21 protein-coding genes and 1 pseudogene are annotated in these 24,698 nt (G+C 40.1%); 6 read left to right on the top strand and 16 right to left on the bottom strand.

Features of this window, described 5'->3' with window-relative positions:
• Window positions 1-108: 108 nt before the first annotated feature.
• Window positions 109-1,110: a glycosyl transferase gene (locus U0R11_RS08465; RefSeq protein WP_406751272.1), complete on the top strand. Its 1,002-nt coding sequence runs from the start codon at window positions 109-111 to the stop codon at window positions 1,108-1,110.
• Between the two features lie 98 nt (window positions 1,111-1,208).
• Window positions 1,209-1,502, top strand: coding sequence for a carboxypeptidase-like regulatory domain-containing protein (locus tag U0R11_RS08460; protein WP_406751271.1), 294 nt, complete (start codon window positions 1,209-1,211; stop codon window positions 1,500-1,502).
• On the opposite strand, the gene U0R11_RS08455 is transcribed toward U0R11_RS08460, so the two are convergent.
• Genes U0R11_RS08455 through U0R11_RS08440 form a run of 4 tightly spaced genes read right to left on the bottom strand, consistent with a single transcriptional unit; the run spans window position 1,503 to window position 7,772 of the window.
• Window positions 1,503-3,140 carry an OmpA family protein gene (locus U0R11_RS08455; protein ID WP_406751270.1) on the bottom strand — a complete coding sequence of 546 codons (1,638 nt, stop codon included), beginning with the start codon at window positions 3,138-3,140 and terminating at the stop codon, window positions 1,503-1,505. It abuts the gene before it with no gap.
• A gap of 16 nt (window positions 3,141-3,156) precedes the next feature.
• Window positions 3,157-3,738 (bottom strand): LOG family protein, encoded by a 582-nt coding sequence (locus tag U0R11_RS08450; RefSeq protein ID WP_406751269.1) that lies wholly within the window; start codon window positions 3,736-3,738, stop codon window positions 3,157-3,159.
• 1 nt (window position 3,739) lies between these two features.
• The gene (locus U0R11_RS08445) at window positions 3,740-4,627 is read right to left on the bottom strand and encodes a TIGR01777 family oxidoreductase (protein ID WP_406751268.1); all 888 of its coding nucleotides are present in this window, start codon (window positions 4,625-4,627) and stop codon (window positions 3,740-3,742) included.
• A 4-nt stretch (window positions 4,628-4,631) separates the two neighbouring features.
• Window positions 4,632-7,772 (bottom strand): glycoside hydrolase family 3 N-terminal domain-containing protein, encoded by a 3,141-nt coding sequence (locus U0R11_RS08440; RefSeq protein WP_406751267.1) that lies wholly within the window; start codon window positions 7,770-7,772, stop codon window positions 4,632-4,634.
• Between the two features lie 141 nt (window positions 7,773-7,913).
• On the opposite strand from U0R11_RS08440, the gene tpiA reads away from it, so the two are divergent.
• On the top strand, window positions 7,914-8,675 hold the full coding sequence (tpiA, locus tag U0R11_RS08435; protein ID WP_406751266.1) for a triose-phosphate isomerase: 762 nt from the start codon (window positions 7,914-7,916) through the stop codon (window positions 8,673-8,675).
• Window positions 8,676-8,765: 90 nt separating this feature from the next.
• Complete coding sequence (locus tag U0R11_RS08430; protein ID WP_406751265.1) at window positions 8,766-9,443, top strand: HAD family hydrolase; 678 nt, start codon at window positions 8,766-8,768, stop codon at window positions 9,441-9,443.
• Between the two features lie 69 nt (window positions 9,444-9,512).
• Here U0R11_RS08430 and U0R11_RS08425 read toward each other — a convergent pair whose 3' ends face one another.
• From U0R11_RS08425 to U0R11_RS08380, 10 genes and pseudogenes are all read right to left on the bottom strand, one after another.
• Window positions 9,513-10,103, bottom strand: a complete 591-nt coding sequence (locus tag U0R11_RS08425) for a NifU family protein (RefSeq protein ID WP_406751264.1) — start codon at window positions 10,101-10,103, stop codon at window positions 9,513-9,515.
• Window positions 10,104-10,366: 263 nt separating this feature from the next.
• Window positions 10,367-10,621 (bottom strand): annotated as a pseudogene (rpmA, locus tag U0R11_RS08420) (50S ribosomal protein L27); the annotation flags it as partial.
• Window positions 10,622-10,660: 39 nt separating this feature from the next.
• Entirely contained in the window at window positions 10,661-10,975 is a 315-nt protein-coding gene (rplU, locus tag U0R11_RS08415; RefSeq protein ID WP_129027216.1) for a 50S ribosomal protein L21, read from the bottom strand.
• 126 nt (window positions 10,976-11,101) lie between these two features.
• On the bottom strand, window positions 11,102-12,268 hold the full coding sequence (locus U0R11_RS08410) for an AIR synthase related protein (RefSeq protein WP_406751263.1): 1,167 nt from the start codon (window positions 12,266-12,268) through the stop codon (window positions 11,102-11,104).
• Between the two features lie 3 nt (window positions 12,269-12,271).
• Window positions 12,272-13,243, bottom strand: coding sequence for a porphobilinogen synthase (hemB, locus tag U0R11_RS08405; RefSeq protein WP_406751262.1), 972 nt, complete (start codon window positions 13,241-13,243; stop codon window positions 12,272-12,274).
• Between the two features lie 38 nt (window positions 13,244-13,281).
• The gene (locus U0R11_RS08400) at window positions 13,282-13,632 is read right to left on the bottom strand and encodes a helix-turn-helix domain-containing protein (RefSeq protein WP_406751261.1); all 351 of its coding nucleotides are present in this window, start codon (window positions 13,630-13,632) and stop codon (window positions 13,282-13,284) included.
• Between the two features lie 109 nt (window positions 13,633-13,741).
• On the bottom strand, window positions 13,742-15,193 hold the full coding sequence (locus U0R11_RS08395) for a M61 family metallopeptidase (RefSeq protein WP_406751260.1): 1,452 nt from the start codon (window positions 15,191-15,193) through the stop codon (window positions 13,742-13,744).
• Window positions 15,190-15,879 carry a DNA repair protein RecO gene (gene recO, locus U0R11_RS08390; RefSeq protein WP_406751259.1) on the bottom strand — a complete coding sequence of 230 codons (690 nt, stop codon included), beginning with the start codon at window positions 15,877-15,879 and terminating at the stop codon, window positions 15,190-15,192. Before recO ends, U0R11_RS08395 begins: the two co-directional genes overlap by 4 nt.
• A 3-nt stretch (window positions 15,880-15,882) precedes the next feature.
• Window positions 15,883-16,674 carry a lysophospholipid acyltransferase family protein gene (locus tag U0R11_RS08385; protein ID WP_406751258.1) on the bottom strand — a complete coding sequence of 264 codons (792 nt, stop codon included), beginning with the start codon at window positions 16,672-16,674 and terminating at the stop codon, window positions 15,883-15,885.
• 1 nt (window position 16,675) lies between these two features.
• Entirely contained in the window at window positions 16,676-21,349 is a 4,674-nt protein-coding gene (locus U0R11_RS08380) for a hypothetical protein (RefSeq protein ID WP_406751257.1), read from the bottom strand.
• A 73-nt stretch (window positions 21,350-21,422) separates the two neighbouring features.
• Here U0R11_RS08380 and U0R11_RS08375 point away from each other — a divergent pair, with 73 nt between their 5' ends.
• Both U0R11_RS08375 and U0R11_RS08370 read left to right on the top strand, forming a co-directional pair.
• Entirely contained in the window at window positions 21,423-21,935 is a 513-nt protein-coding gene (locus tag U0R11_RS08375; protein WP_166373526.1) for a KdsC family phosphatase, read from the top strand.
• A 6-nt stretch (window positions 21,936-21,941) separates the two neighbouring features.
• The gene (locus U0R11_RS08370; RefSeq protein WP_406751256.1) at window positions 21,942-22,451 is read left to right on the top strand and encodes a gamma carbonic anhydrase family protein; all 510 of its coding nucleotides are present in this window, start codon (window positions 21,942-21,944) and stop codon (window positions 22,449-22,451) included.
• A gap of 25 nt (window positions 22,452-22,476) precedes the next feature.
• On the opposite strand, the gene U0R11_RS08365 is transcribed toward U0R11_RS08370, so the two are convergent.
• Both U0R11_RS08365 and U0R11_RS08360 read right to left on the bottom strand, forming a co-directional pair.
• Window positions 22,477-23,979 carry a GH3 auxin-responsive promoter family protein gene (locus U0R11_RS08365; RefSeq protein ID WP_406751255.1) on the bottom strand — a complete coding sequence of 501 codons (1,503 nt, stop codon included), beginning with the start codon at window positions 23,977-23,979 and terminating at the stop codon, window positions 22,477-22,479.
• A gap of 16 nt (window positions 23,980-23,995) precedes the next feature.
• Window positions 23,996-24,697, bottom strand: coding sequence for a tetratricopeptide repeat protein (locus U0R11_RS08360; RefSeq protein ID WP_406751254.1), 702 nt, complete (start codon window positions 24,695-24,697; stop codon window positions 23,996-23,998).
• Between the last annotated feature and the right edge of the window lies 1 nt (window position 24,698).

Below are 24,698 nucleotides of genomic sequence, written 5' to 3'. Positions count from 1 at the left end.
CTCGAATTGTCGCCGTAGATTTGATTTGTCAACTTAGATTTGCCACTTTAGATTTGTCACTTTAGATTTGTCAACTTTTAAAAAGTTGACAAATCTTGGATTTATACCATGCAAAAAATTGTCCTTACCATTTGCTCCATTAATTATTTAGCGCAAGCTAAATCATTGGGAGACTCTCTTTTACAGCATAATCCGGACTACACCTTTTTAATAGGTCTAGTGGATCGTTTGGACCAATCCAGCATCGATAAATCCCAATTGCCCGCTTATCCTTTGATTGAATTACATACCATTGGAATCGAGGATCTGGATGAGCTTTGCGATAAATACAATATCACCGAATTAAACACCGCCGTGAAGCCTTTTTTCATGGAATATGTGTACAATACCTATCCAGAGGCTGAAATAGTCCATTACTTTGATCCAGACATTTTGGTTTTTCAAGCACTTAGTGACATTGAGTCTCCATTAAAAAACCATAGTCTAGTTCTTACTCCCCATATTGTTAGCCCATATCCAGACACCTCTCGTCCGCAAGAAACGGATTTGTTGAATACGGGTATTTTTAACCTAGGATTCCTCGGCACCAAACGTAGTCCGAATACCCTAGCTTTCTTACATTGGTGGAAAGAACGCCTCCGCGACCAATGTTACATCGATTTAGCCAATGGCATGTTTGTAGATCAATTGTGGGTGAATTTTGCCCCAATTTACTTTGACGATGTGTACATTAGTCGGCATTTAGGCCTAAATATGGCCTACTGGAACCTACATGAAAGAACCTTGACTGGGGAAAATATTCCCTACTCTGTCAATGATTCGGTGCCACTCATCTTTTTCCATTTCTCAGGTTATCATCCAGAAAATCCTACTGAAATTTCAAAGTACCAAAATCGCTATACCTTTCAAGAAAAGTCCGATGTCGCCACGATTTTCGATCAATACGCACAAATTTTAATTAAAAATGGGCATGAGATGTACAAGAAATTTCCTTGTTTCTATATCAAAGCCCCTGAGCCTAAACCTAGAAAACGCTTCTTGCGTGTTAGAAAGTACCTAAGCCTTCCTTTCCAAAAAGTGGTCAACTTCATCGATAAAGTTCAAATCTAATTGCCCCATATCAATTAATCATTTGATAGCAATTCCTTAACAATTCGGTCATACAATTGTCTGTCCTTTGTGCTCTCATATGCCCAAAGAATCGATACATGTTAGCCTTTTTATACTTGATTTTACTTCCAAACTTGGAGCCGCAAACTATTCATGGGCAAATCATGGATCAGAAAGGAAATCCACTTCATGGAGTTAGGATTAACATGAATCACAGCAAGACCATCAGCGATACCAAAGGTCATTTTACCATCAATAATGCTCCTGAAATAGGGAATATTCGCTTTTCAGCTATTGGGTATAGCACTTATACCCAAACGATACACGCTCATCTAAAAGACATGAAAGTTATCATGAAAGAGCAAATCCCCGAAATTCGCCAGCAACCTTAATTACAAGATCGCAAATTCTACTCGACGATTCAATTGTCGGCCTTCTTCTGTTGAGTTATCCGCCTTAGGCTTCGTTTTACCATAGCCCTTGGTTCTTATTCGGTCCGACTTAACTCCTTGGTTGATTAAGTAATTTTTAACCGCGTCAGCACGATCTTGTGATAACTTATTATTCAACTCATCGGAACCTGTATTATCCGTATGTCCTGAGATTTCGATTTGCAGGGTGGCGTTTTCTTGCATGACTTGAACAATGCGCTTCAATTCCGGGTCTGATTCAGCCGTCAACGTCGCTTTTCCCGTTTCAAAGAATAAGTTATTAATCGTCATACTAGATCCTTTGGCAATAGGAGCCATCACTAAATCACGCTCGTCCAATTCCAAATAACGTCCTCTCAATTTACTTAAATCGATGTTGATTGAACTTGGCAAAAAGCCTTTGGCCTTAGCTGTAATACCATAATTGACGCCATATGGTAACACGAGTTTATACAAACCCGTCTTAGGATCAGGTTTTGCTATACCAATGGTTTTACCCGTTTTTAAATCCTCATAGCTGATGTTCGTCTCATCTGGCACTTTACCCGTTTGTGGGTCCAAAACTCGGCCTGAGACCAAAACAACCGCTTCCGATTGCTCACTGGAAACGGACCTCGGGCTTCCTTTGACATCTTGTTGGGCTAATACTGGTTTTTCTTCCGCTTTAGGCTCTGCAGGCTTAGCTGGAACAGGGACTTCTGGCTCTGCTTCTATCGCAATCCGAAAGATATCTTTCTTCCCTAAAGAACTTTTGGAAGATAAAAAATAAGCAAAATCTCCTTTGGCCGACAAGCTATAATAAGCATCGTATTCTTCCGTATTGATAGGTCCTCCTAAATTAATTGGAGTACGCCAATTCGTCCAGCTATTGTCCAAACGCTTCGACATATAAATATCTTGGCTTCCCTGACCTCCGGGTCTATCGGAAGAAAAGTAGAGAGTCTTACCATCCGCTGCCAAAAATGGAGTTGTTTCGGAAAAATCCGTATTGATGGATCTTCCCAAATTCTTAGGTTCAGTCCATTTCCCATCATTCAGAAAACTCACATATAAATCATCTCGATCCGAATTCTTTTTCTCTGAAAAGGCTAACAACAGCGCCTTACCATCCATGGTTAAATAGGCATATTCATTCTTTCCCCGACTCAATTTTTCATAATCGGGAATATCTAATTTCTCTGGAATGGACCATGAATTCAGTGTCTTTTTCGACATAGAAAAACCCCGAGTTTCATAGACCCCTTGAACATAAGCCCCTTTCAATAAAATGGTTTGACCATCTGGGGAAATAGATAAAATCGTATTGTATTGGTCACGATTCAGCACATCAGGCATTCTTTTGGCCGTACTCCAAACATCTCCAATTCGTTCGCTATACCAAATATCCTGGGATCCTGCTACGGTTTCTGAGCCCGTCGTTCCATATTTATTGGATGGGTGATTTTTCCTACCAAAGTAGAGCGTCTTTCCGTCGGGCGCCATCACAGGATTCAATTCTGAATAATCAGAATTAATCGCTGAACCCAAATTTTCAGGCAATTTTTGAGCCTGAGTGTCCAAAAGACCAAGGAACAATAAGAAAAAAATCACATATTTCATCATCCTTAATATGGCATTAGGCGCGGTATATCCATTTCTTTTCCGTCTTCTCGGGCACATAATCCATCATCCATTCCGCTAGTTTTGCTGCATCAGATTCCACATGCAGCGCAGTCAAATTTCGTTCCTTCAAAAAGCCTTCCTGAATCATGTGTTGCAACTGTTGCAACAATAGATCATAATAACCTGCGGTATTAAATATCGCGATGGGCATTTGATGTAGATCCAATTGCTTCCAAGTCAACATTTCAAATAACTCGTCAAATGTCCCAAAACCTCCTGGCATGGCAATAACTCCATCGGCCAGTTCGGCCATCAATTGCTTTCTTTCATGCATGGATTCTGTCACATGGCAAGTCTGAATGCCCAAATGTTTCACTTCCCAAGGCTCCATAAAAGAAGGAATCACACCGATGACTTCTCCACCTAAACGAAGGTATTCATCGGCCATAACACCCATTAAACCAACACTTCCCGCTCCGAAAATGATGGAACAATCGTGCTTCTTCAGCTCTTGAGCTAATCGTTTAACTTCTTCTTCATACACCGGGTTATTTCCCTTCGATGAACCACAGTAAATCAATATTTTTTTTGACATATTAAGGGATTAAATCCTTTAGAGCTTCTGAAAATCGTACAAATCTAAACGAAAAACCGGCTTCTTTCTGTATGCGATTCGAAGAAACTAAATTTCCGCCTGTCACTAAAACTGCCATTTCTCCCAAAACTAATCGCAGAGCAAATGCTGGAACCGCTGGCAAAAATAAAGGTCGATGCATCGCACGGGCTAATTGCTGGTTCAATTCGGATTGACGAAGTGGTTCAGGCGCTACGGCATTATAAACGCCTTTCATGGATTTTTCTTGCAATGCCCATTGGAACATACCGATCAAATCTTTCAAATGAATCCACGACTGCCACTGTTTTCCAGTTCCGATATTTGCCCCTACAAACCAACGAATCGGCTTTTGTAAAACAGGGAAAATCCCCCCTCCGTTTCCCATGACCAAACCTATTCGAAACTTGACTACGCGTATTCCCAAATCCTCCATTCCTTTCAGGCTTCCCTCCCAAGCTTGTGTACAAGTGGAAATAAAATCCTGACCAGGCTCTGTGCTTTCTTCACATACTCTCTCACCCGTGTCCGCTCCATAATATCCAATGCCCGACGCAGAAATAAGCGTATGCACTTGATGAGGATGCTGTTTCAAGGCCTGGTACAAAGTTTGTGAACTTTGTACTCTAGATTGGATTAACTCTTCCTTTCTAGATTCTGTCCAACGCTTTTCTGCTATACCAGCTCCCGCTAGGTGAATAATGGCATCTACCCCCTCCAAAGCACGACTATCCATTTCTCCTATGGAAGGATCCCAATGAAAATCGCCACCACTTCGAGATAAAATAACTACTTCATGACCACTTGATCTTAATTGCTTTTGCAATTCCTTCCCAATAAAACCCGTACCTCCTGTGATCAGAATTTTCATGGATTTAGTTCCCTTTTTTCATGGCTTGATAAATCACTTCATTAATTCCTGTTCGGATATTCATGTCGCTTATCTTACTATTATTTCGAGTTGGATAAACACGATTGGATAAAAAGACATACACCAAATCATGTGCAGGATCTATCCAAGTATATGTGCCCGTAAATCCTGAATGACCAAAACTTTCTGCACTAGCTGAAGCCGCTGCAGAAATTCCTGGCTTCTTGCGGTCTGGTTTATCAAATCCAATTCCCCTGCGTGAGTTTTCATCGATGGAAAATGGATAGGATGACCACGTTCTCATGGTTTCCTCCTTGATAAACTGTTGGCCTCCATAATATCCTCTTTGCAAATACATTTGCATCAATTTAGCAAGGTCATTGGCGTTTCCAAATAAACCTGCATGTCCACTGATTCCATCCAAAAGCGCCGCACCTTCATCATGAACTTTTCCATGAATTAAGGTTTTTCTAAATAAAGAATCATATTCCGTAGGTACAATTCTGTCCATAGGGAAATGCTTATCCGCTTGGTAAACCAAGGTACTTGCGCCCAATGGTTTATAAAAAGTATCCGATAAAAATTCCGTCCATTCTTTACCTGACATTCGAGGAGAAACTCGAGGTAAATAATAATAAGAAAGATCCGAATACACATATTCTTTCTTCTCTCTTAAAGGTGAGTTTTTAATAGCTGCAAACAATTGGCTAGATAAGCTGCTATGTCCCCACAAATGATCCGTAATCTTGATTGGATATTCTTCTGAATATTGATAAGAGATGGTTTTAGGTTTCCAACGAGTTACTTCAGATTTTATATCGACACAACTATCCCAAAGCATTTTATACTGTTGCTTAATCAATGCTTTCACTCGATCTTCTCCTTGCGTCTTGGTTATAAACTTCTCTACTACCGTTGTTTTCAAATCTTTCTTGGCAAATCGCTCATTGAATTTTTTGCTGTGAAAAATCATGTCGGTACTATCCACATATTCCTGCCAAAACGGAATCCAAGCTCTTAATCTTGCCTGATGAGTCAGTACATCCAAATATTTCACATTCGCCTTATTGGAGGTTTTTAATTCAGGAATTAATGCCCCCATGCCCTCTTGAAGAGAAAATTTACCTTCATCTTCCCATTTCATTAAAGCGGGAATCGACGTGGATATTTTGGTAATAGAAGCTAGGTCAAAAATATCCGATTTACGTAATGGAATACTGGATTCATAGATTTGATTTCCAAAAGCTTTATGGTAAATCACTTTACCTTCCTTGGCAATTAAAACAACTACTCCTGGGGCGCCTTTGACTTGAATGGCCAATTTGGCTAATGAATCAACTTGTTTGTTTAAGTAAGTTCCTTGAAGCCCCACTGCCTCCGGCAAAACATTGTATTGCAAACGAGCCAAAGTAGGAGTAGAAATACCCATCCCACGTACATACCTGGCATTTAAGGTCACGGGAAACTTTCCTGAGGCAGGCAATCCACCAAAAATCAATTGGGCTGCCACTTCTTGTTGTGCAATCCCATCTTGATACATGGTAATCAAGGCAGCTGCCTTTTGCAATGAATCAAATTTGGTCAAAGTAAAGGCATTACCTAAATGTACAACTACCGTTTTTGGACTAATAAAACGATCTACCAAGGTTTTGATAGGAGCTTTGATACTGTAATTATTGACTGGACGAATGGATGTTCCGTGAATCCCTAGAAGAACAACATCATACGCATTTAATTTTGCTTGGGTATTACTAATCGTCGTATCAGCACTGGTTTCATCCACATAAAAATGGTCCATTTCCATGTAGTTCTGCGCCATTTTTTGAAACTCTGTAGGAAAAGTACTTCCATAATTGGCCTTACCAATAGCTAACGTGGCCACCTTTAGCTGTTGCAAATTTCGAAGTGGAATCAGGTTATCTGCATTCTTCAAAACAGTTGCCGTCTTTTCAGCCAGCTGCTTATTCAGCACTTCTGAATGGATTGGATTTAAATCCTCAATCAGGTTTTCAATGGCAATAAGTTGATATTGATCTAAACCCGCCCATGCTTTAGCATTCAATATTTTTTTTACTCGAAAGTTCAAATCTTCTTCAGATAGTTCCCCCGTACTAAGGGCCTTCTTGATGGCATTAAAAGCAGACGGAACATCGACAAATGTTTCTAATATATCGTTTCCAGCTAATATTGCTTTTACATTCGCTGTTCCTTCGGGAAACATTTTGGTGGCCCCTTTCATGTCCATGGCATCCGTAAATACCAAACCTTCAAATTTCAATTCATCGCGTAATAAGCCCTTTACAATCGGCTTAGAAAGCGTGGAAGCCAAGCTGGCCGTAGTATCTAAAGAAGGAATATTTAAATGCCCTACCATGATTCCTTGCAAACCTTTTTGAATTAATTCACGATAAGGGAATAATTCCAAACTATCCAATCGGCTTCTACTGTGGCTTAAAATAGGTAAATCATAATGAGAATCGGTTCCTGTATCTCCATGACCAGGAAAGTGTTTCGCTGATGTAATTACCCCTCCTTTTTGAAGACCTCGCATGTAAGCCAGAGCTTTCTGAGTGACTAAATCTCGGTCTTCGCCAAAGGAACGAAAATTTATAACAGGGTTATTGGGATTATTATTGACATCCACCACAGGAGCATAATTGATATGAACACCCATGCGCTTGCATTGCTGAGCTATTTGAAAACCCATCTTTTCAATCAAAGCATCATTCCCTTGCATCGCTCCAAGCGTCATTTGGTAGGGATAGCGAACCGTAGAATCCAAACGCATATTTAAGCCCCATTCTAAGTCCATACCAATAAATAGAGGCACTTTGGATATGGCTTGTAATTTATTAACCAGTCTGGCTTGGTTCGTTGGATATCCGGCAAAAAACACAAAGCCTCCCACATGATAGTCCCTCACGATGGAATTCAGTCGGGCCGTATCATAAATGGGTCCTGTATTACCACGGGGCATTAATACTTGACCAATTTTTTGGTCTAGGCTCAGCGTTGCATAGACCGAATCCACCCATTTCTGCTTGGTATGAGGAAATAAACTGGATTGCGCCAAGGTAAGATTAGCCAAGATGACTAAAAATAAGAAAAGTAACCTTGCACTAAAGGCTTTGATTTGAAGTTTCATGGAATGGTCGAATTTGAAAATACCAAGCTGTGAAAATACGGCAAAAGCCTGAATCTTTGGGGCTTTGGGATTGATTTTTCGAAGTAATTTTTCTTAAGCCAGAAAGGAATTGTAATTTTGCACACCAAAAAAGATGAACGTATGAGAAAAAAGATTGTTGCAGGAAACTGGAAAATGAATAAAACAGCTACTGAAGCTGTAGCATTAGCTGCTGAAGTAGCGGCATTAGTAAAATCGGATGTACCATCCAACGTACAGGTGATTATGGCTCCTCCATCGCTATTTATTTCTGAAGTAAATAAAGCGACTGAGGGTATCACTAATTTATCTGTATCAGCCCAAAACTGCCACGAAAAGGCCTCTGGTGCCTATACTGGTGAAATTTCTGCACCTATGTTGGCTTCTGCTGGTATTCCTTATGTTATTTTAGGGCACTCAGAGCGTAGACAGTATTTCCAAGAAAGTAATGCTCAATTGGCTGCTAAAGTGGATGCCGCTTTAGAAAATAAATTAACCCCTATTTTTTGTTGCGGAGAGAGCCTAGAGTTACGCGAAGGTGGCGAATTTTTAGCTTTTGTAGCACAACAATTAACAGAAAGCTTGTTTCATTTAAGTGCTGAGGCATTTGGTCAAGTAGTAATTGCTTATGAGCCTATCTGGGCAATTGGAACCGGTTTGACAGCTTCTTCTGCCCAAGCTCAAGAAATGCATGCTTATTTACGTCAGCATATTGCTGGTAAATACGGCCAAGCGGTTGCTGATGCTTGTTCTATCTTGTATGGAGGAAGTTGCAATGCACAGAATGCAGCAGAATTATTTGCTTGTGCAGATGTAGATGGTGGTCTAATCGGCGGCGCTTCTTTAAAAGCTGGAGATTTCATTACAATTGCAAAGTCATTCTAAAATTTTGATTTTTTCTAAACCTTGCCAGCGTTCTAAACGCTGTCAAGGTTAACGATAATCCGCTAATTTTCTTGTCCAACAAACTGATATATGAAAGTTATCGCCTTTGATGCGGATGATACATTGTCGGTTAATGAGCCCTATTTTATTGAGGCAGAGAAGCACTTTTGCCAAATGATGGAAGATTTCCTTCCTATTCACAGTACATCACAAGAACTTTTTAAAACAGAAATGGACAATCTCGATACCTATGGGTATGGAGTAAAAGGATTTATGTTATCCATGATTGAAACTGCCACACGAATTTCTAAAGGAACTATTGGCCTGGATGGAATTGAGCGCATTCTAGCTATTGGAAAAGAATTAATCCACAAACCCATTGAAATTTTACCAGGAGTTGAAGAGGTATTAGGAGCTTTATCTCAAAAATATCGCTTAGTCGTTGCAACCAAAGGAGATTTACTGGATCAAGAAAGGAAATTAACAAAATCTGGATTAGAAAAACACTTCCATCACATTGAAATCATGTCCAACAAAAAGGAGCATGATTATTTAAAACTAATCCAACATTTAGATATTCAAACAAACGAATTTCTCATGGTTGGCAATTCCCTAAAATCGGACATTTTACCTGTTTTGGCCATTGGTGGACATGGTGTTCATGTCCCTTTTCACACCACTTGGGCACATGAACAAGTCTCTCACCAAATCATTCATGAGAACTTCCGTGAAGTGAAAGAAATGTTTGAAGTTTTAGATTTTCTCTAAACGTTGACAGCGTTTGAAACGCTGTCAACGTAAACGAAAGATTCGATTTTTTCTTGTCCAAGAAACTGATTAAACACCTTCGGCGACTACTTCCTTCACTTGAGGTACCATGCGTGTCATTAAGGCCTCAATGCCGGCCTTTAAGGTCATGGTAGATGATGGACAACCCGAGCAAGATCCTTGCAATAATACTTTCACTTGACCCGACTCCTCATCAAATGAATAAAAAGAGATCGCCCCTCCGTCAGATTCAACGGCTGGCTTCACATATTGCTCCAACACTTCTTTGATTTTAGCAATCACGTCAGACTCCTCAGCATCGGATTCTGAAATAGCACTTTCTGGTAAACTAAAAACGGGCCTTTTCTCTTCAAAATACTTTTTTAAATATTGCTTGATTCCAAAAAGTTCATCCTCCCAAAGCACATGTTCTGCTTTCGTTAAAGTGACAAAATTGCTGGTGATAAATACTCGCTTGACAAAATCAAAACCAAATAAAGCTACCGCCAAAGGTGAATTTTTCTCCTTGGTTAATCCATCAGCGGGTTGAGTATAGTCAAACGACATGCCATCAGGCAATAATTCCACATTGAAAACAAATTTCATGGACTGTGGATTGGGTGTTGACTCGGTGTATATATGTATTTGTGATTGCAGCATATCATTTTTATTTAACCCAACAAAGGTAGGGGCTTTTTGGTTTCAAACGCACAAAAAAAACCTGATGTAAAAACACCAGGTTCTTTTAATATCAATCAGTCAAATTACTCAGCTGCTGGAGCTGTTTTCTTTGCTGGTGCTTTCTTCGCTTTTGGAGCTGCCTCTACCACAGCTTCCTCTGCTACTTCAGCTTTAGGAGCTGGAGCTGCTTTCTTCGCTGGCGCTTTGGCAACCGCTGGTTTGTCAGCAGCTACTGCACTAGCAGCGATAGGTAAAACGTGAACGAAAGAACGACCTTTAAATCCTTTTTTGAAGGTTACAACACCATCAGATAAAGCAAATAAAGTATGATCTTTTCCTAAACCTACGTTCAATCCTGGATTGTGAGCTGTTCCTCTTTGACGAACAATAATGTTACCTGCGATAACTGCTTGGCCACCAAATAACTTAACGCCAAGTCGTTTACTATGCGATTCGCGACCGTTTTTGGATGATCCGGCCCCTTTTTTATGTGCCATGTTTTATTATGTTAAACGTATAAAACGTTGATTAAACAATTATTTTAAAGAAATTGACTCGATCAAAACCTTCGTCAAATCCTGACGGTGACCATTCATTTTTTGGTAACTCTTTCTGCGCTTCTTCTTGAAAACCAAGACTTTCTCGCCACGAACGTGAGCTACAATTTTTCCTGTGATTTTAGCTCCCTCTACAGTAGGGGCTCCAACGGTCACATCTCCGTCTTTGTCAACAAGTAAAACCTTGTCGAAAACCAGTGCAGCGCCTTCCTCTCCCGCCAAACGGTGGGTATAAACGGAACGGTCTTTTTCTACTTTAAATTGCTGCCCGGCAATTTCTACGATTGCGTACATTCTTTTATGTATTTAAGTGAAACAATCCCACGAGGCTAGGAATACCTTTCAAAAGCCTTTTAAATGGGGGTGCAAATATAAAAAGTTATTGGCAAACTTACAAGTAAGCGCTTGATTTAATTGTGATTAATACACAAACTCCCCAAATTCACTTCGAATGCTCAACTTCTTGCTTGGAGAAGATTCTACTCGACCAATCACCTGAGCGGGTATACCAAAGCTTTGCGAAATCTGAATAATCTGGTCTGCATACGTAGGATTAACATAGATTTCCATCCGGTGACCCATGTTGAACACCTGATACATTTCCTGGTAACTGGTTCCACTCTCTTTTTGAATCATCTCAAATAAAGCAGGCACTGGAAACAAGTGATCTTTAATGATGTGCACTTGATCCACAAAATGCATCACTTTGGTTTGGGCACCACCCGAACAATGGACCATCCCGTGCAAATGAGGACGCAACTCTTCTAATATCGCCTTGATCACAGGAGCATAGGTTCTAGTAGGTGATAAAATCAGTTGACCGACATTCATGGGCGTACCAGCAACAGCCTCTTCTAATCTTCTTGAACCAGAATAAACCAAATCCCGAGGAACTTGAGGATCAAAACTCTCAGGATATTGACCCGCTAAATAATGACCCAACACATCATGACGGGCAGAAGTTAATCCATTACTTCCCATTCCGCCATTATAGGTTTTTTCGTAATTAGCTTGGCCATCTGATGCCAAACCGATAATAACATCCCCCGCTTGAATATGCTCATTAGAAACCACATCTGAACGTTTTAAACGGGCAACCACCGTGCTATCAACAATGATGGTCCGTACCAAATCACCCACATCTGCCGTTTCTCCTCCAGTACTATAAATTCCTATTCCATTATCACGAAGCATCTGAAGCACCTCTTCGGTACCTTGAATAATCTCAGCAATAACTTCGCCTGGGATCAAATTTTTATTACGCCCAATTGTGCTGGATAACAACATATGATCCGTTGCCCCCACACAAATTAAGTCGTCCGTATTCATGACAACCGCATCCTGAGCGATTCCTCTCCAAACAGAAATATCTCCTGTTTCTTTCCAATAGAGGTATGCCAAAGAGGATTTTGTACCTGCACCATCCGCATGCATGATGTTGCAATATACCTCGTCTCCTCCCAACATATCGGGAGAAATTTTGCAAAATGCTTTCGGGAATAATCCTTTATCTAAGGTTGATATCGCCTTGTGTACATCATCTTTTGATGCAGAAACCCCTCTTTGTAAATAACGATCTGAGGACATATATTACGCTAATTTTAATTGTGCAAACTCTTTCGCAAAATAGGTCAAAATAACCTGAGCTCCCGCTCGCTTAATTGATAATAAACTCTCCAACATAGCCTTTTCTCCATCGATCCAGCCGTTTTGGGCCGCTGCTTTTACCATGGCATATTCCCCTGAAACATTATAGGCGGCAATCGGCAAATGACTATTTTCTTTCAATAAGGCAATGATATCCAAATAGGCTAAAGCAGGCTTCACCATTAAAAAATCAGCCCCTTCTATTTCATCCAATTCTGCTTCTATCAATGCCTCCCGACGATTTGCTGGATTCATTTGATAGCTTTTCTTATCTCCAAACTTAGGAGCAGATTCCAATGCATCGCGGAATGGGCCATAAAATGCCGATGCATACTTAGCGGTATACGCCATGATACCCACCTGAGAATATCCCGCATCATCCAAAGCCTGACGCAAATGTCCTACTCGACCATCCATCATATCCGATGGGCCAATCAATTTACTTCCCGCCTGAGCCTGAGCAATCGCCATCTTGGCCAATACTGGTAAAGTTTCATCGTTCAAAATTTGACCCTCTTTAACGATGCCGTCATGTCCATCCGAACTATATGGATCCATCGCTACATCAGTCAATAAGCTGATTTCAGGGAATCGTTGACTGATTTCATAAATGGATTCGGTGTAAATATTGCCCTTTTTATAACTCTCCGTTGCCATAGAATCTTTTTTAGACTCTGGGATTTGAGGAAATAAAGCAAAGGACTGAATACCCAGTTTAACACAGGATTCAATCTCTGACAATAACAAGTCTAAGGTAAACCGGTAAATTCCCGGCATGGAAGATATTTCCGTTTGAGTATTTTGACCTTCCATGACAAAAAGCGGAAACATCATATCTTTAACAGATAATCGAGTTTCTTCCACCATGGAACGGATTACAGCACTTTGACGATTTCTACGAGGTCTTTGCAACATGATTGATCCAATTAAGCTGCAAAGTTACAGAATAAATATTATCCCCGTTGCTCCAATTTAGCACTCAACTCGGCTATTTTCATTTGTAATTCCAGAATCAGTCGCAAGGATTCATCAAATTCCTTACGCATCACAAAACTATAGCCCTCACTGGGATTTAAATCATTGGTATTGCCAATGGTCAATGCCTGTTTTTCCAATAAGATTTCTCCTAAATCAAACTCCAAGACCTCCGCTATTTGCTTCATCCGAGATAATGATGGATCTGTTTGACCCCGCTCAATTTTAGAATAAGAAGATGTTGAAATATTTAATTTCATCGCCACATAATCCTGGCTATATCCTTTATCTGATCTAATTTTTCGAATGCTTTTTGCGAAGTCTTTCATCGCAGTAAAATTCCAAAAGAATTAGAGGATTGCTGTGTGCGCCAAATGACATAAAATAAACTTGTGTGACATTTGCAATCGTTTCACGACAAATTTTATCATTTATCAATTACTTGATAAACCCTTGAAGCCATTTCTGACCGTCAACATTCAATTCCTTCTCTGTGAAATTCAATAACAGTCCTCGTTCAGACAGGGCCAAATGCAAGCCAACAAAATCTAAAAGCTCATTCAATGGCTCTTCTAATGGTTCATTCCCTTCTACCCACACCTGCCAAAAATCAGTCAAACTAGCTTCATAGACCTCTTCCACTATTTGATAAACATCTGCTAATGTATAGCCTTGCTGTTTCATTCCAAACCTCTCATTCATTAGAAGCATAACATCCCGTATCGATTTTCGGTGCGCAAATTTCTTCCGAATCAATAAATCCATAGCAAGAGCCACAATAGCCCCTTTATAATAAATGGAAACTCTTTTACCTGGAATAGCCTTTCCATAGCCATCCAACCACAGATCGATCGAACTCTCAATCAATGATTGCTTAGATGCTCCATCCCGTTCAAAATGCAATTTCAGATTGCCTAAAAGAGATGCCAAATACTCGTCTGTTTGATATACCCCAGAGGCCACTAAAAACCAATCGCCTAAATAAGTTGTCACTCCCTCCACAAACCAAGCTGTTGGAAAATACACTTCTTCCGCATAATTATAGGGCCATAATTCCTTAGGGCGGATTGTTGCAATATTCCAGACGTGAAACAATTCATGGGAAGCCAAACCAATCAAATCATCGTATAAATCTCGATCAGGAGGTCCCAATACCATCATCGTAGAACTGCGATGTTCCACACCATGGTAAAAGGCCTCCTCTTTGATCCAATGTAGAAAACGATATTCCTTCACAGGAAAATGCCCCATCCATTCCAATTGATAGGCCGAGATTTGTCGATAGGCCTCCAACAACTTGCCTTGAAAAATATTGGATGGACCAATCCCCTCTGCCCAAAAATGAACATGACCTTCTTTCCAATGATGTTGGATTATTTTCTCACTCGCCATGAATGTAGCATCCACTAATTCGCGATAAGTAGGAGCAGACCAAAGCCCCTTTTTACTTTCTTTCAATGATGTTACGATCTTCCACGTTTTTGGAATATCTACCTTGACTTCACATGCGCGCTCCTCTTGACCTTGAATAAACAGCAAACATGTGATGAAATTCACATAAAGCATCTCCTGATTTGATACGCTTCCCCCGGCATCTGCTTGCTGGGCATAATAGGCATATCTCACTTCCACGCATTGATTTTTGCTTCCCTGAAATTCCCAAGCGGAGGTTCCCTTTTTGTTCAGCTTGATTTCCTCACCAGCTGAATCAAAAGCCCTCACTTGTGGGATATTCTTAGAAAAATGCTGAGCCTGATATCTACCCGGTCGCCAAATAGGCAATTGCATCCTGGTAGTTCCTGTCTTACTTAGCTGAAATCGAAAAATAATGTTTAAAAAATACTCCTCCGTATTGGAGGGAGTCAGCTGATAGAAATTTACTTGTTTCATGATGCCATCACTTCTTGTAAAACTTGCCAGGAACGAATCTCACCGATGGACTCCATATGAATTTGATAATATTGCAACATGATCGCCACCAATTCCTTGCGCTGTAATTTAGTCATAGAAACCGTTTTCCCATAGCCTGTCCCAATTAATTCCCCTAAAATAGGAGATAGGCTAGCTATTTTTTCTACTCCAATCCACGGACTCATTTGACTAAAAAACTCAGCAGAACTACTAGATCCAAAACCCAAATAGGCACTCAATTCCCATAAAAATTGAATATGAAAATTCTCAACATGGGCTTCTGTCTTATCCAAGAATTGAAAGGATTCTTCCAAAAAATCAAATAAAGGAATATTTTCTTCTTCTTCTTTCAATACCTTTCCTAATACTTCGCTTAAGAAAAGCGCGATGCTGGACTTAATTATATCAAAAGGGATATGCTGATAAGGATAATAACATTTGGCCTCAGAGATTCGATGTAGACCTTTTCCTGGTTTATGGTAAACTTCTAAGTCTAACAAAGTCAAAGGCTGAAAAAGGGCCATTTTATGTTTAGCCTTGGCCGATCGAACGCCATTTTCTATGTAGGAAGCAATGCCGAACTCTGCTGTATATATGGTAATCAAGAGGGAGGTCTCACGATACCGCATGTTGTTAATCACCAATCCCCTCGTTTTCCGCTGCATCGCCTAATCAATCTTATTTTCTTCTTCTAAAGTTAAGCCTACTTCAAAAGCTATTTTGTCTAATATCGCCTCCACCGTATCGTCTTCTTGAAATTGTATAGGCTGACGAAACTCTACTTCCAATTGGGTATTGTACATTTTCAATAACAATCCCTTTTTATCAAAGGCTCGCCTAAACCCATTAATTCGAACAGGAACCACAATAGGATTCGTACTTTTAATTAGATGAGCCGTTCCTTTTCTCAAGGGAGCAAATGCCCTTGTAGTTCCCTGAGGAAAACTAATCACCCAGCCAAAACCCAAACCCTTCTTAATTTTTTCTACCGCTTCTAAATCCACTTCTCGCTTGACATTCTCTCCTTTAGCTCGCCAAGAGCGATTCACTAATATGGCTCCTGCTTGGGCAAAAACCTTGGGCAAAATCCCGTCATCCTTCATCGTTTCTGCGGCCGCCACGTAAAACAAATTAGAACGGGGAGCCAACAAATAAATGGGATAATTGACTGAATTTTTAAAACCCCATTTGACCGAAAAGAAAATATGATACAAACAAATCACGTCCATAAAATAGGTCTGGTGATTCGATAAAAATAACACGCCTCGCTCCGGCAAATCATCCAAATGTTCCGTCCCCTTGATTTTGGTTTTATTGTACATGACCAAACGACTGTAGGTCAAAAAGCCCAGAACCACCATTATGATACGCTTAAAAACAATGGGATTGCCAAAGGGGTCCCTTTCTCCAAGACCCAACGTATCCATAAATTGAAATAAGCGCGTTAATTTTGATGCCATATTAAAATCCTCCAGACTTCGTTTTCGGTTTTGTCGTAGGACTTGTTTTCGGTGTGGCTTTCGGTGCTACCTTTGATTTTGGCGCTTGTTTTTTGACTGGAGGTTCTTGCCTATACAAGGTTAAAAACTTCTTAACAAAAACCGCTTTTTCATCACTGGCTGCTTCTACCACTCGAACTTCTCCCTCTTTTTTATCTTTCTTTTCATTTTTAACTGCCTCTCTCACAGCCGCTAAAAATTGATTATCCGAGGAATAAACCCCTAATTCTCCGTTAAAATACGCAAAATAATACCAAAGATCTTCGGATAATTCCCAATAACCATAAAACTCCTCTTTACTCGGTTTCTTGATTACTTCCATGTAGCCTTTCAGCGTACTATTCACATCCACTGTTCCTACATTGACCAAAGGAATTCCGCCCAAAGAGTAAAATGCACTCAAATTAGGCGACCAAGCCCATTTCACTGCCGAAAAGTTGATGGACTTACTGAACTCCAAAGAAACCTTATCTAATGCCAAATGGTTTTGATCCATCTTCGATTTTATAGCCTCGGGTATCGCCTTACCTAATACTTGCTCGGCTCTTTTCAAATAATCATCCCGCAGTTCTGGCTCATCTGCCGAAGCCGTACTTAAGCCTTCTTCCAAATTATACTTCACAATACGATCCCCCATGATTTTTAAAATTGTTGGAGCAAAAGGAAATTGTAAACTGGTCCATGTTTCTAATCTTGGAATTAGTGTATCCGTCGACATAGAAATTTTACCAAAGGACGTTAGTAGCTTATTCCCTGTAAACAATTGAACGGCCCCTTCCGCTTCTAACCTTCGCTCTTTGACATACAGTTTCATATCACTTTGCTTGCCCTTCACTTGATAAAAATCTTTCTCTTCCATGACCTCCCCTTCGGCACTATACAGTACTGGATCTAAATCATCCGACTGTGGACCCAAAAAGGTGGGATATAGTTTATTGTCTGCATTGATGAATATCCCCGCCGTCACAGGTCTACCTGCTTCATCACGTAAGCTTGGACTCAACTTTAAATTAGGAGATTCTCCACCCTGGTTTTCGAATGGAATCCATGCCGCTTTAAAGTTAGATAGCCCTATGACTGGTCGTATAAATCCCTTGAAATTCAAAAACTCCTGATTGGACTTAAAAAAAATTTCTCCTTTAAATTGTTGATGTGCTGACAATGCCAAAGGAACTTTTTCGCTCAAAACGGCCTCCGCTTGAATGTATTTTTCGGCTGCTTTTTTAGCAGTAGCAGTTTCCTCGACAAAGCTGAAATTACGCATTTTAATTTTGGTACTATCTCCCGATGCACGAGGCAATAAGTATGTGGCCTCACCTTTCCATCCATCGGCATTCGCTTCACTAACCTGCAATTCGCTTACAATATGTCGCTTATTATCTGGATCTAATATGGCTCTAGCGCCTATAAATGGCTTAAACTGCCCATCTTTCTGAATCGCTAAAAGTCCTTTAGCTGGAAAAACAATGGCTGGTCCAATACCCACCTGTTTAACACCTCCCAATTGTAATACCTGAGCTTTTAAATCATAATCGGCTGTACTGGCCCGAATGAGTCCCTTATCGGAATAGGCTATTTTCTTTTGTAAGGTCGTTGAATCTTGGCTGAACATGGTAGAATCAGCAGACCACTGACTTAGCTCAAAGCCCGACTTTCCTGACAACTTAAATCGCTGTGCCGCCAAATCCCAAGTAGCTTCTGAAATAGTACTTTGATAGCCTATGAACGGAAACAATAGCGTACTATTTTCATCCGACAATGCCTTGGATTTCTTTGCTCTCATGGACACTTTTTGTGAACCCATTATAGCTTCCACCGAAATGGATTGAGCATAAACGGAAGGCTTAAATAGATTCATCTGACGCCCAATCTTCACATCACTTAGGTCGCTTTGCCAAGCATTTGAACCAAAGAGAAAATTCTGAGAGCTAAATATGCCATCTCCATAAAATACTTGACCTTGTCCAAACACTTTTTTCTGGTGAAACCCTAAATTTCCTGCCAATTGGATTTGGTTATTATACAAGCCAATTCTGTTTTTCTGTGGATAAATCCATAAGCTATCCACGGCAGGATACCAATGCAAATGGTGAACGCCAAAACTGGCAGTAGGGAACATGTTTTTTCCCTGATACATACTTGTCAATTTCCCATCCAAACCTTTCGCCACCAAGGAATCTGGATAAAAAGTGGTGGTTTTGGTATTGGAGCTTAAGCCCCAAATGGCCAAATTACCCGAAGCGTGTAATCCCTCTCGATCCATCAACAATACCTCATTGAACGTAAACTTGGCTTGGCTCTTATAAATATCTAAAGGGCTTTTGATGGAATACTTAAAACCAAACGATTGATCGGGCATTAATTCCAATTTCGTTTTAAGTACAGGCAATAATCCATCGGAAAAAAAGCTTCCATCAAATGTAATATCCTTCAACAATAAGCTGTCCAATTCGATTCGAGGAACCTTGAAATAGTATTTTTTCCCGTACAAGCCTTGCGCTCGCCAAGATTCATCAAAATAGGTCGTAACTCCCTTGGGTATAACTAATTTTGGATAAGCCGCCACTCCTAATCGACCGGATTTATTGTTCGGAGGACTTAATTGTAACATCCCTGATTCATACTTAAAATGCCCTCCTAATTCTCTTGTACCCAATGAACCATCTTTCAACCTGGGCAAAAAGGTAATAGAATCAATCTTGGGGAAATTGACGATAAATTCAGCGAAATTAAATTGAAAGTTCGGGCCTCTAAATCGATAATTCCCCACTTTAATTTCTCCCTGAAAATCAAAGTCCCGACCTTTCGTAAAGACAATTTGTTTATTTTGAGGAACAAAATTTGCCTTTAAAGAATCCGAAACGCGTATTTCATCAATTCCCCGAACAATTAACCTTTGTCTGGATAATTCCAGACTAATATTGGCAGAATCTTTCTCTATCATATCCGCAAAAGAGGCCACATAAAATCGATCAAAATCCTTTTTTTCAAATTGAACCAAAGCATAATGACGCCCCATTTTAGTAAAAGAGATTTGATCCGTTTCATGCTGATACTGGATATAACCAGCATCTCGGTACATCATAAATCCTGACTTCAAAGCGGCATAATCCCGTTTATATTTGACAGCAATGTCCCTGAGGTAAACCTGAGGACTTTTTGTTTCTATGATTTGATTATACAATATGCGCAAGGGATTGTAATTTAAAATCCCCTGTAAGGCCGTCAATCTACTTTCTTCAAAATAATCAAAGGATTCTACCCAGGCAGGTACTTGGTTTTTGCCAGATAAACGGAAAAAGTCTACTTTTTTTGCCTGTGGATGTAGAATCGCTAAATCTGCAGAAATTCGAACTTGATGGTAAGTATCTTCAAATAATAGGCGCTCCATAGGACCTCCATCTATTTTCCGTATATGCAATAGTTCTTGAAGCGGGTACCAGTTGGCTCGAATACTTGGATGTTGCAAGGTATCTCTACTGCCCATATAAGCTACAAATTGCCCTTCTGGGATGTTTACATTTCCCTCGGCACTTAGCCACATTAATTTTGTTTTAATCTGACCTACTACCTGTTTATCTGAAAGCACTTGAAAATAGGCTGTTTGACTAGTAGAAGAAATCAAACCTCGCTTGTCTCCTAAAATCCATAATCGTCCATTGGCTCTCCACGACTTCTCTTGAATGGGGGACGCCATGACATCGATGGAGCGAAATTCAAAGGGGAATACATGGGAGTTTGATTTTCGCTTCAAACTTAGTTTGCCTTTCCCTGCCAAATTCTTTTCAAATTGAATCCAATCTCCTTCCAAGCCCACCAACTGGCCTTTTTTAGGTAAAATTTCGAACGACTTAATCTTCCATTTGGCATCCAGATAACCGAGTAATTCTCCAGCAATCTCTACATCGGTTCCTTTTCCTATCTTATTAAGCACAGACCATTGGAAAGTTTTAGGGGAAAAATTTAGGCTATCTCTGCCTGTTTTATAATTGATTTCAGGAAATTTCCATAATAACACAGGACCGCCGGTTTTTGTCTCAACAAGCCAATTTTTATCTGAGGCATTAGGTGCTTCTATGTCAGATGAACCAGGCGTATCCCAGCCATCATTATCAACGGATTTTTGTCCTAGGGAATCAGCCATTAAAACATCACTAGGCCATGTAATCAATAATCGACCTTTTACCCGAATGGACATAGAAGCCAAGCCAGGTATCTGCTGATTATATTGCCAATTTTCAACGGTTTCTGCCAAAGTTAAAGCCGTCCGAAAGTCTTTCTTTTCCACTAATTTACCCCAAACCTGAATAAGGCTTTTTAATGCTTCCGCATCATCACTAAATTGTACTGTACATCGAATGAATAGATAAGCTAATTGAGGAGATTTAAAGCCCATGGAAGGCATGGTCTTGACCAGTTTTTCAAACTGATCTTGCTCTGCGGCATTCAGATTGGAATAAGGCCATTTTGCCATCCACAAATCAGCTACAGCTGGGGCTTCCTTATTTCGACTAAGTAGCATCCAATTTTTAACTTCGGTAGAAAAGTCTCCTTTCGAATTGGAAAATTTTTGTGCCTGTGTGGATAAACTCATCCCCAAACAAACAAAAACGAAGAAAATTAGGGTTCGAAACATATTCAGCTAAACCATGGGATAAGCAAGTAAAAATAAGCAAATTTTTAGGATATTTGCGGTAAATAAACCCATTATGCAAAACGTCCTTTCCCTGTTTAATCGTATAAAAGCCTTTGTTTTTGATGTGGATGGAGTCATGACAGACGGCCAAGTACATGTACTCGAAACAGGCGAACACTTTAGAAGTTTTTACATTCGCGACGGATATGCCATTGATAAAGCTCGACATGCTGACTATCAAATGTGTGTCATTACTGGAGGAAGCCATCCTGGAGTTCAAAAACGCCTTGAAAACCTTAAATTTCAACACATTTATAGCAGCTTAGGAAGCTCCAACAAAACCGCAACTTTTGAAAAGTGGTTAGAAGAAGTTGGGCTTGCCGAAGATGAAGTTTTGTACATGGGTGATGATGTTCCTGATTTAGAAATACTATCTAGACCTCAAATTCTAAGTACTTGCCCTTTTGATGCAATCCCTGAAATTCATCAAGTTGTTAAATACATTTCTCCCTTTAAAGGTGGTCAAGGTGCTGTTAGAGACGTCATTGAGAAAGTGATGAAACTACAAGGAAAATGGCCTAATTAATTACCTATGGCAACAATATTAGCAGTAGAAGGTCATTCACCCCAGTTCGGCGAACACGTTTGGTTAGCTCCCAACGCCACGGTTGTTGGAAATGTTTCCATTGGGAAACACGGTACTGTTTGGTTCAATGCCGTCATCCGTGGAGACGTCAATCGCATTCAAATTGGAGATTATAGCAATGTACAAGACGGGGCTGTGATTCATTGTACCTATCAAAAAACGGAGACAATCATTGGTAATTATGTATCTATTGCCCACAATGCCATTGTCCATGGCTGCACCATCGAAGACTGCGTTTTAGTAGGCATGGGAGCCATCATCATGGATGGAGCCTATGTGGAATCGGGAAGTATTATTGCAGCAGGAGCCATCGTTACCCAAGGAATGCGTATTCCATCTGGGAGTATTTATGCTGGGAATCCAGCCAAATTTTTAAAACCTGTAAGTGAAGACGCGGCAGAAGTATTCATGCGAACTGCCATGAATTATGTCAAATATGCTAGTTGGTTTGAATAACAATATTCAATCCATTTATTCAGCATTACTCCGTTTTTAATCCCAATAAGCCCTCCGCTAATATCCGATCATTGGATAAACGTGGAACCTTATTTTGTCCCCCCAATTTCCCTTTCGATTTCATGTATTGAATAAAGGAATCCTTGGCCAAAGATTGAATCCTTAAAGGCTGAAGGATATTACCTGTAATCAAATCTTGATAATAGATATTTTGCCGTTGCATAGAAGCATCCAAGGTCTTTTGAAACAATTCCATATCCTTGGGTGCTGAATCAAACTCCATCAACCACTCATGATGCGGCATAAGTCCATCCTTAGGAGTAATGTTTGGAGCAACAGTAAATTCCACAATTTTGGTTTCAGGGCATGCTTCCATCGCTTCCTTCACCGCCAATTCTACTTCTTCCGCAATCACATGTTCCCCAAAAGCAGAAATAAAATGCTTGATTCTCCCCGTTACCACCACTCGGAAGGGATCCAATGAAACGAATTTAACCGTATCTCCTATGGAATATGACCACAGGCCCGCATTCGTCGTCATCAATAAGGCATAATTGACTCCTAACTCTACTTCCGATAAACATAGTCGGGTAGGACTAGCTGAGAAATAAGTGTCTGTTGGTACAAACTCATAAAAGATTCCCGCATCTACCAATAAAAGTAATCCCTCTTCGCCCGTAGAATCTTGAAAGGCAATGAATCCTTCGGAAGCAGGATAAGTTTCAATGACATCTACTTTTCTACCGATGGACTGCATCAACTTGTCGCGGTATGGTTCAAAGTTCACACCACCGGTGACAAATACTTGAAAATCAGGGAATAATTCCCCAATTTTTTTCCCTGATTGTGCCTCCAATCGATCAAAATACATTTGTACCCAAGGAGGTATTCCAGAAATCAAACCCATGCGCTGATCCATCGTTTCTCGAACAATCGCAGCTAATTTTTCTTCCCAATCCTCCATACAATTCGTAGCGTAGGAAGGCAACTGATTCGTTCGTAAATAGGAGGGAACATGGTGATTCACTATGCCTGAAAGGCGGCCTGTTGGGACGCCATTCTTTAATGCCAATTCAGGAGAACCCGATAAAAATATCAATTTTTGATCTAAAAAGGAGGCGTTGCCACTGTGATGCACATAATGCAATAAAGCGTCCCTCGCTCCTAAAATATGAAAGGGCATGGACTCTGAACTTATTGGAATGTATTTGGCTCCTGATGTAGTACCTGATGTTTTGGCAAAATATGCCGGCTTTCCTGGCCACAAAATATCCTTTTTACCTGCTACAGCTTCTTCAATATAGGGTTTAATGTCCTCGTACTCAAAAATGGGAACCTTAACTTTGAAATCAAGGTAATTTTGGATTTTATCCAAGCCATAAGCTTTTCCAAAAAGCGTTGATTTAGCTTTTTCTACATTTGATTTTAACCAAAAATGCTGCTTTTCAATGGCCTCGGATCGTGTCATCCGATACTTGTTGACTACCCAATGGGCAAATGGCTTAGCGAAAAAAGAACGAATACCCATAGCTCCTTTCTAATTATCATTTAAAAATACCCTTGGGATCTGGCATTTTTTCCATGAGTTGCTGTGAGAAATTTAAATCCAATTGGGTCAAATCTAATGCCCGACATTCATGAAAATAACTCCAGGCTAACTCGTATTTTTCTTGTAAAAATGCCACCTGACTTTTCTTCATCCAAGCATTAGCATTCGTTGGATCTTCTTGTAAAGATTGACTTAACAAAGCATCAACCTCTTCCAAAGTACCACAATCCATGTTTTTTAAATAGCAACTAAGTTTTACAATGGCATAATCTACCCGCATGACACTCAGCTTGGGGTTGATTTGTAAACCCTTCCCCAATAACTCAATCGCACCAGGAAAATCCAAACGCTGAAAAGCGATCACCCCTAATCCCCAATAAGCCTCCACGCTTGTCGAGTCTAAAGCATGAACTAAATTAAAACGATAAGTGGCCGTATCTAATTTGCCTTCAGAGACATATTCCCAAGCCCTTTCCGATAAAAACTTAACCCCTTCTGCTCGATTAGGAAAACTTTGATCCACACTGCTAATAATCTGAGAAACCTCCTCTTGATCCTTTTTATCTAGCGGCTTTTTTCCAAATAATGCCTGATATCGAGGTATTCTAAGCAATGAATCTGCCGACATGGCAGCTAGCATGGGCACCGATAAACATAATAATAATCCTATTAAATAGGCTTTTCTTCTTAGCATCATA

It is taken from the genome of Aquirufa salirivi, assembly GCF_045310485.1.
In the GTDB taxonomy this organism is placed as follows: Bacteria; Bacteroidota; Bacteroidia; order Cytophagales; family Spirosomataceae; genus Aquirufa; species Aquirufa salirivi.
This window is presented reverse-complemented; position numbering and strand designations above follow the sequence as displayed.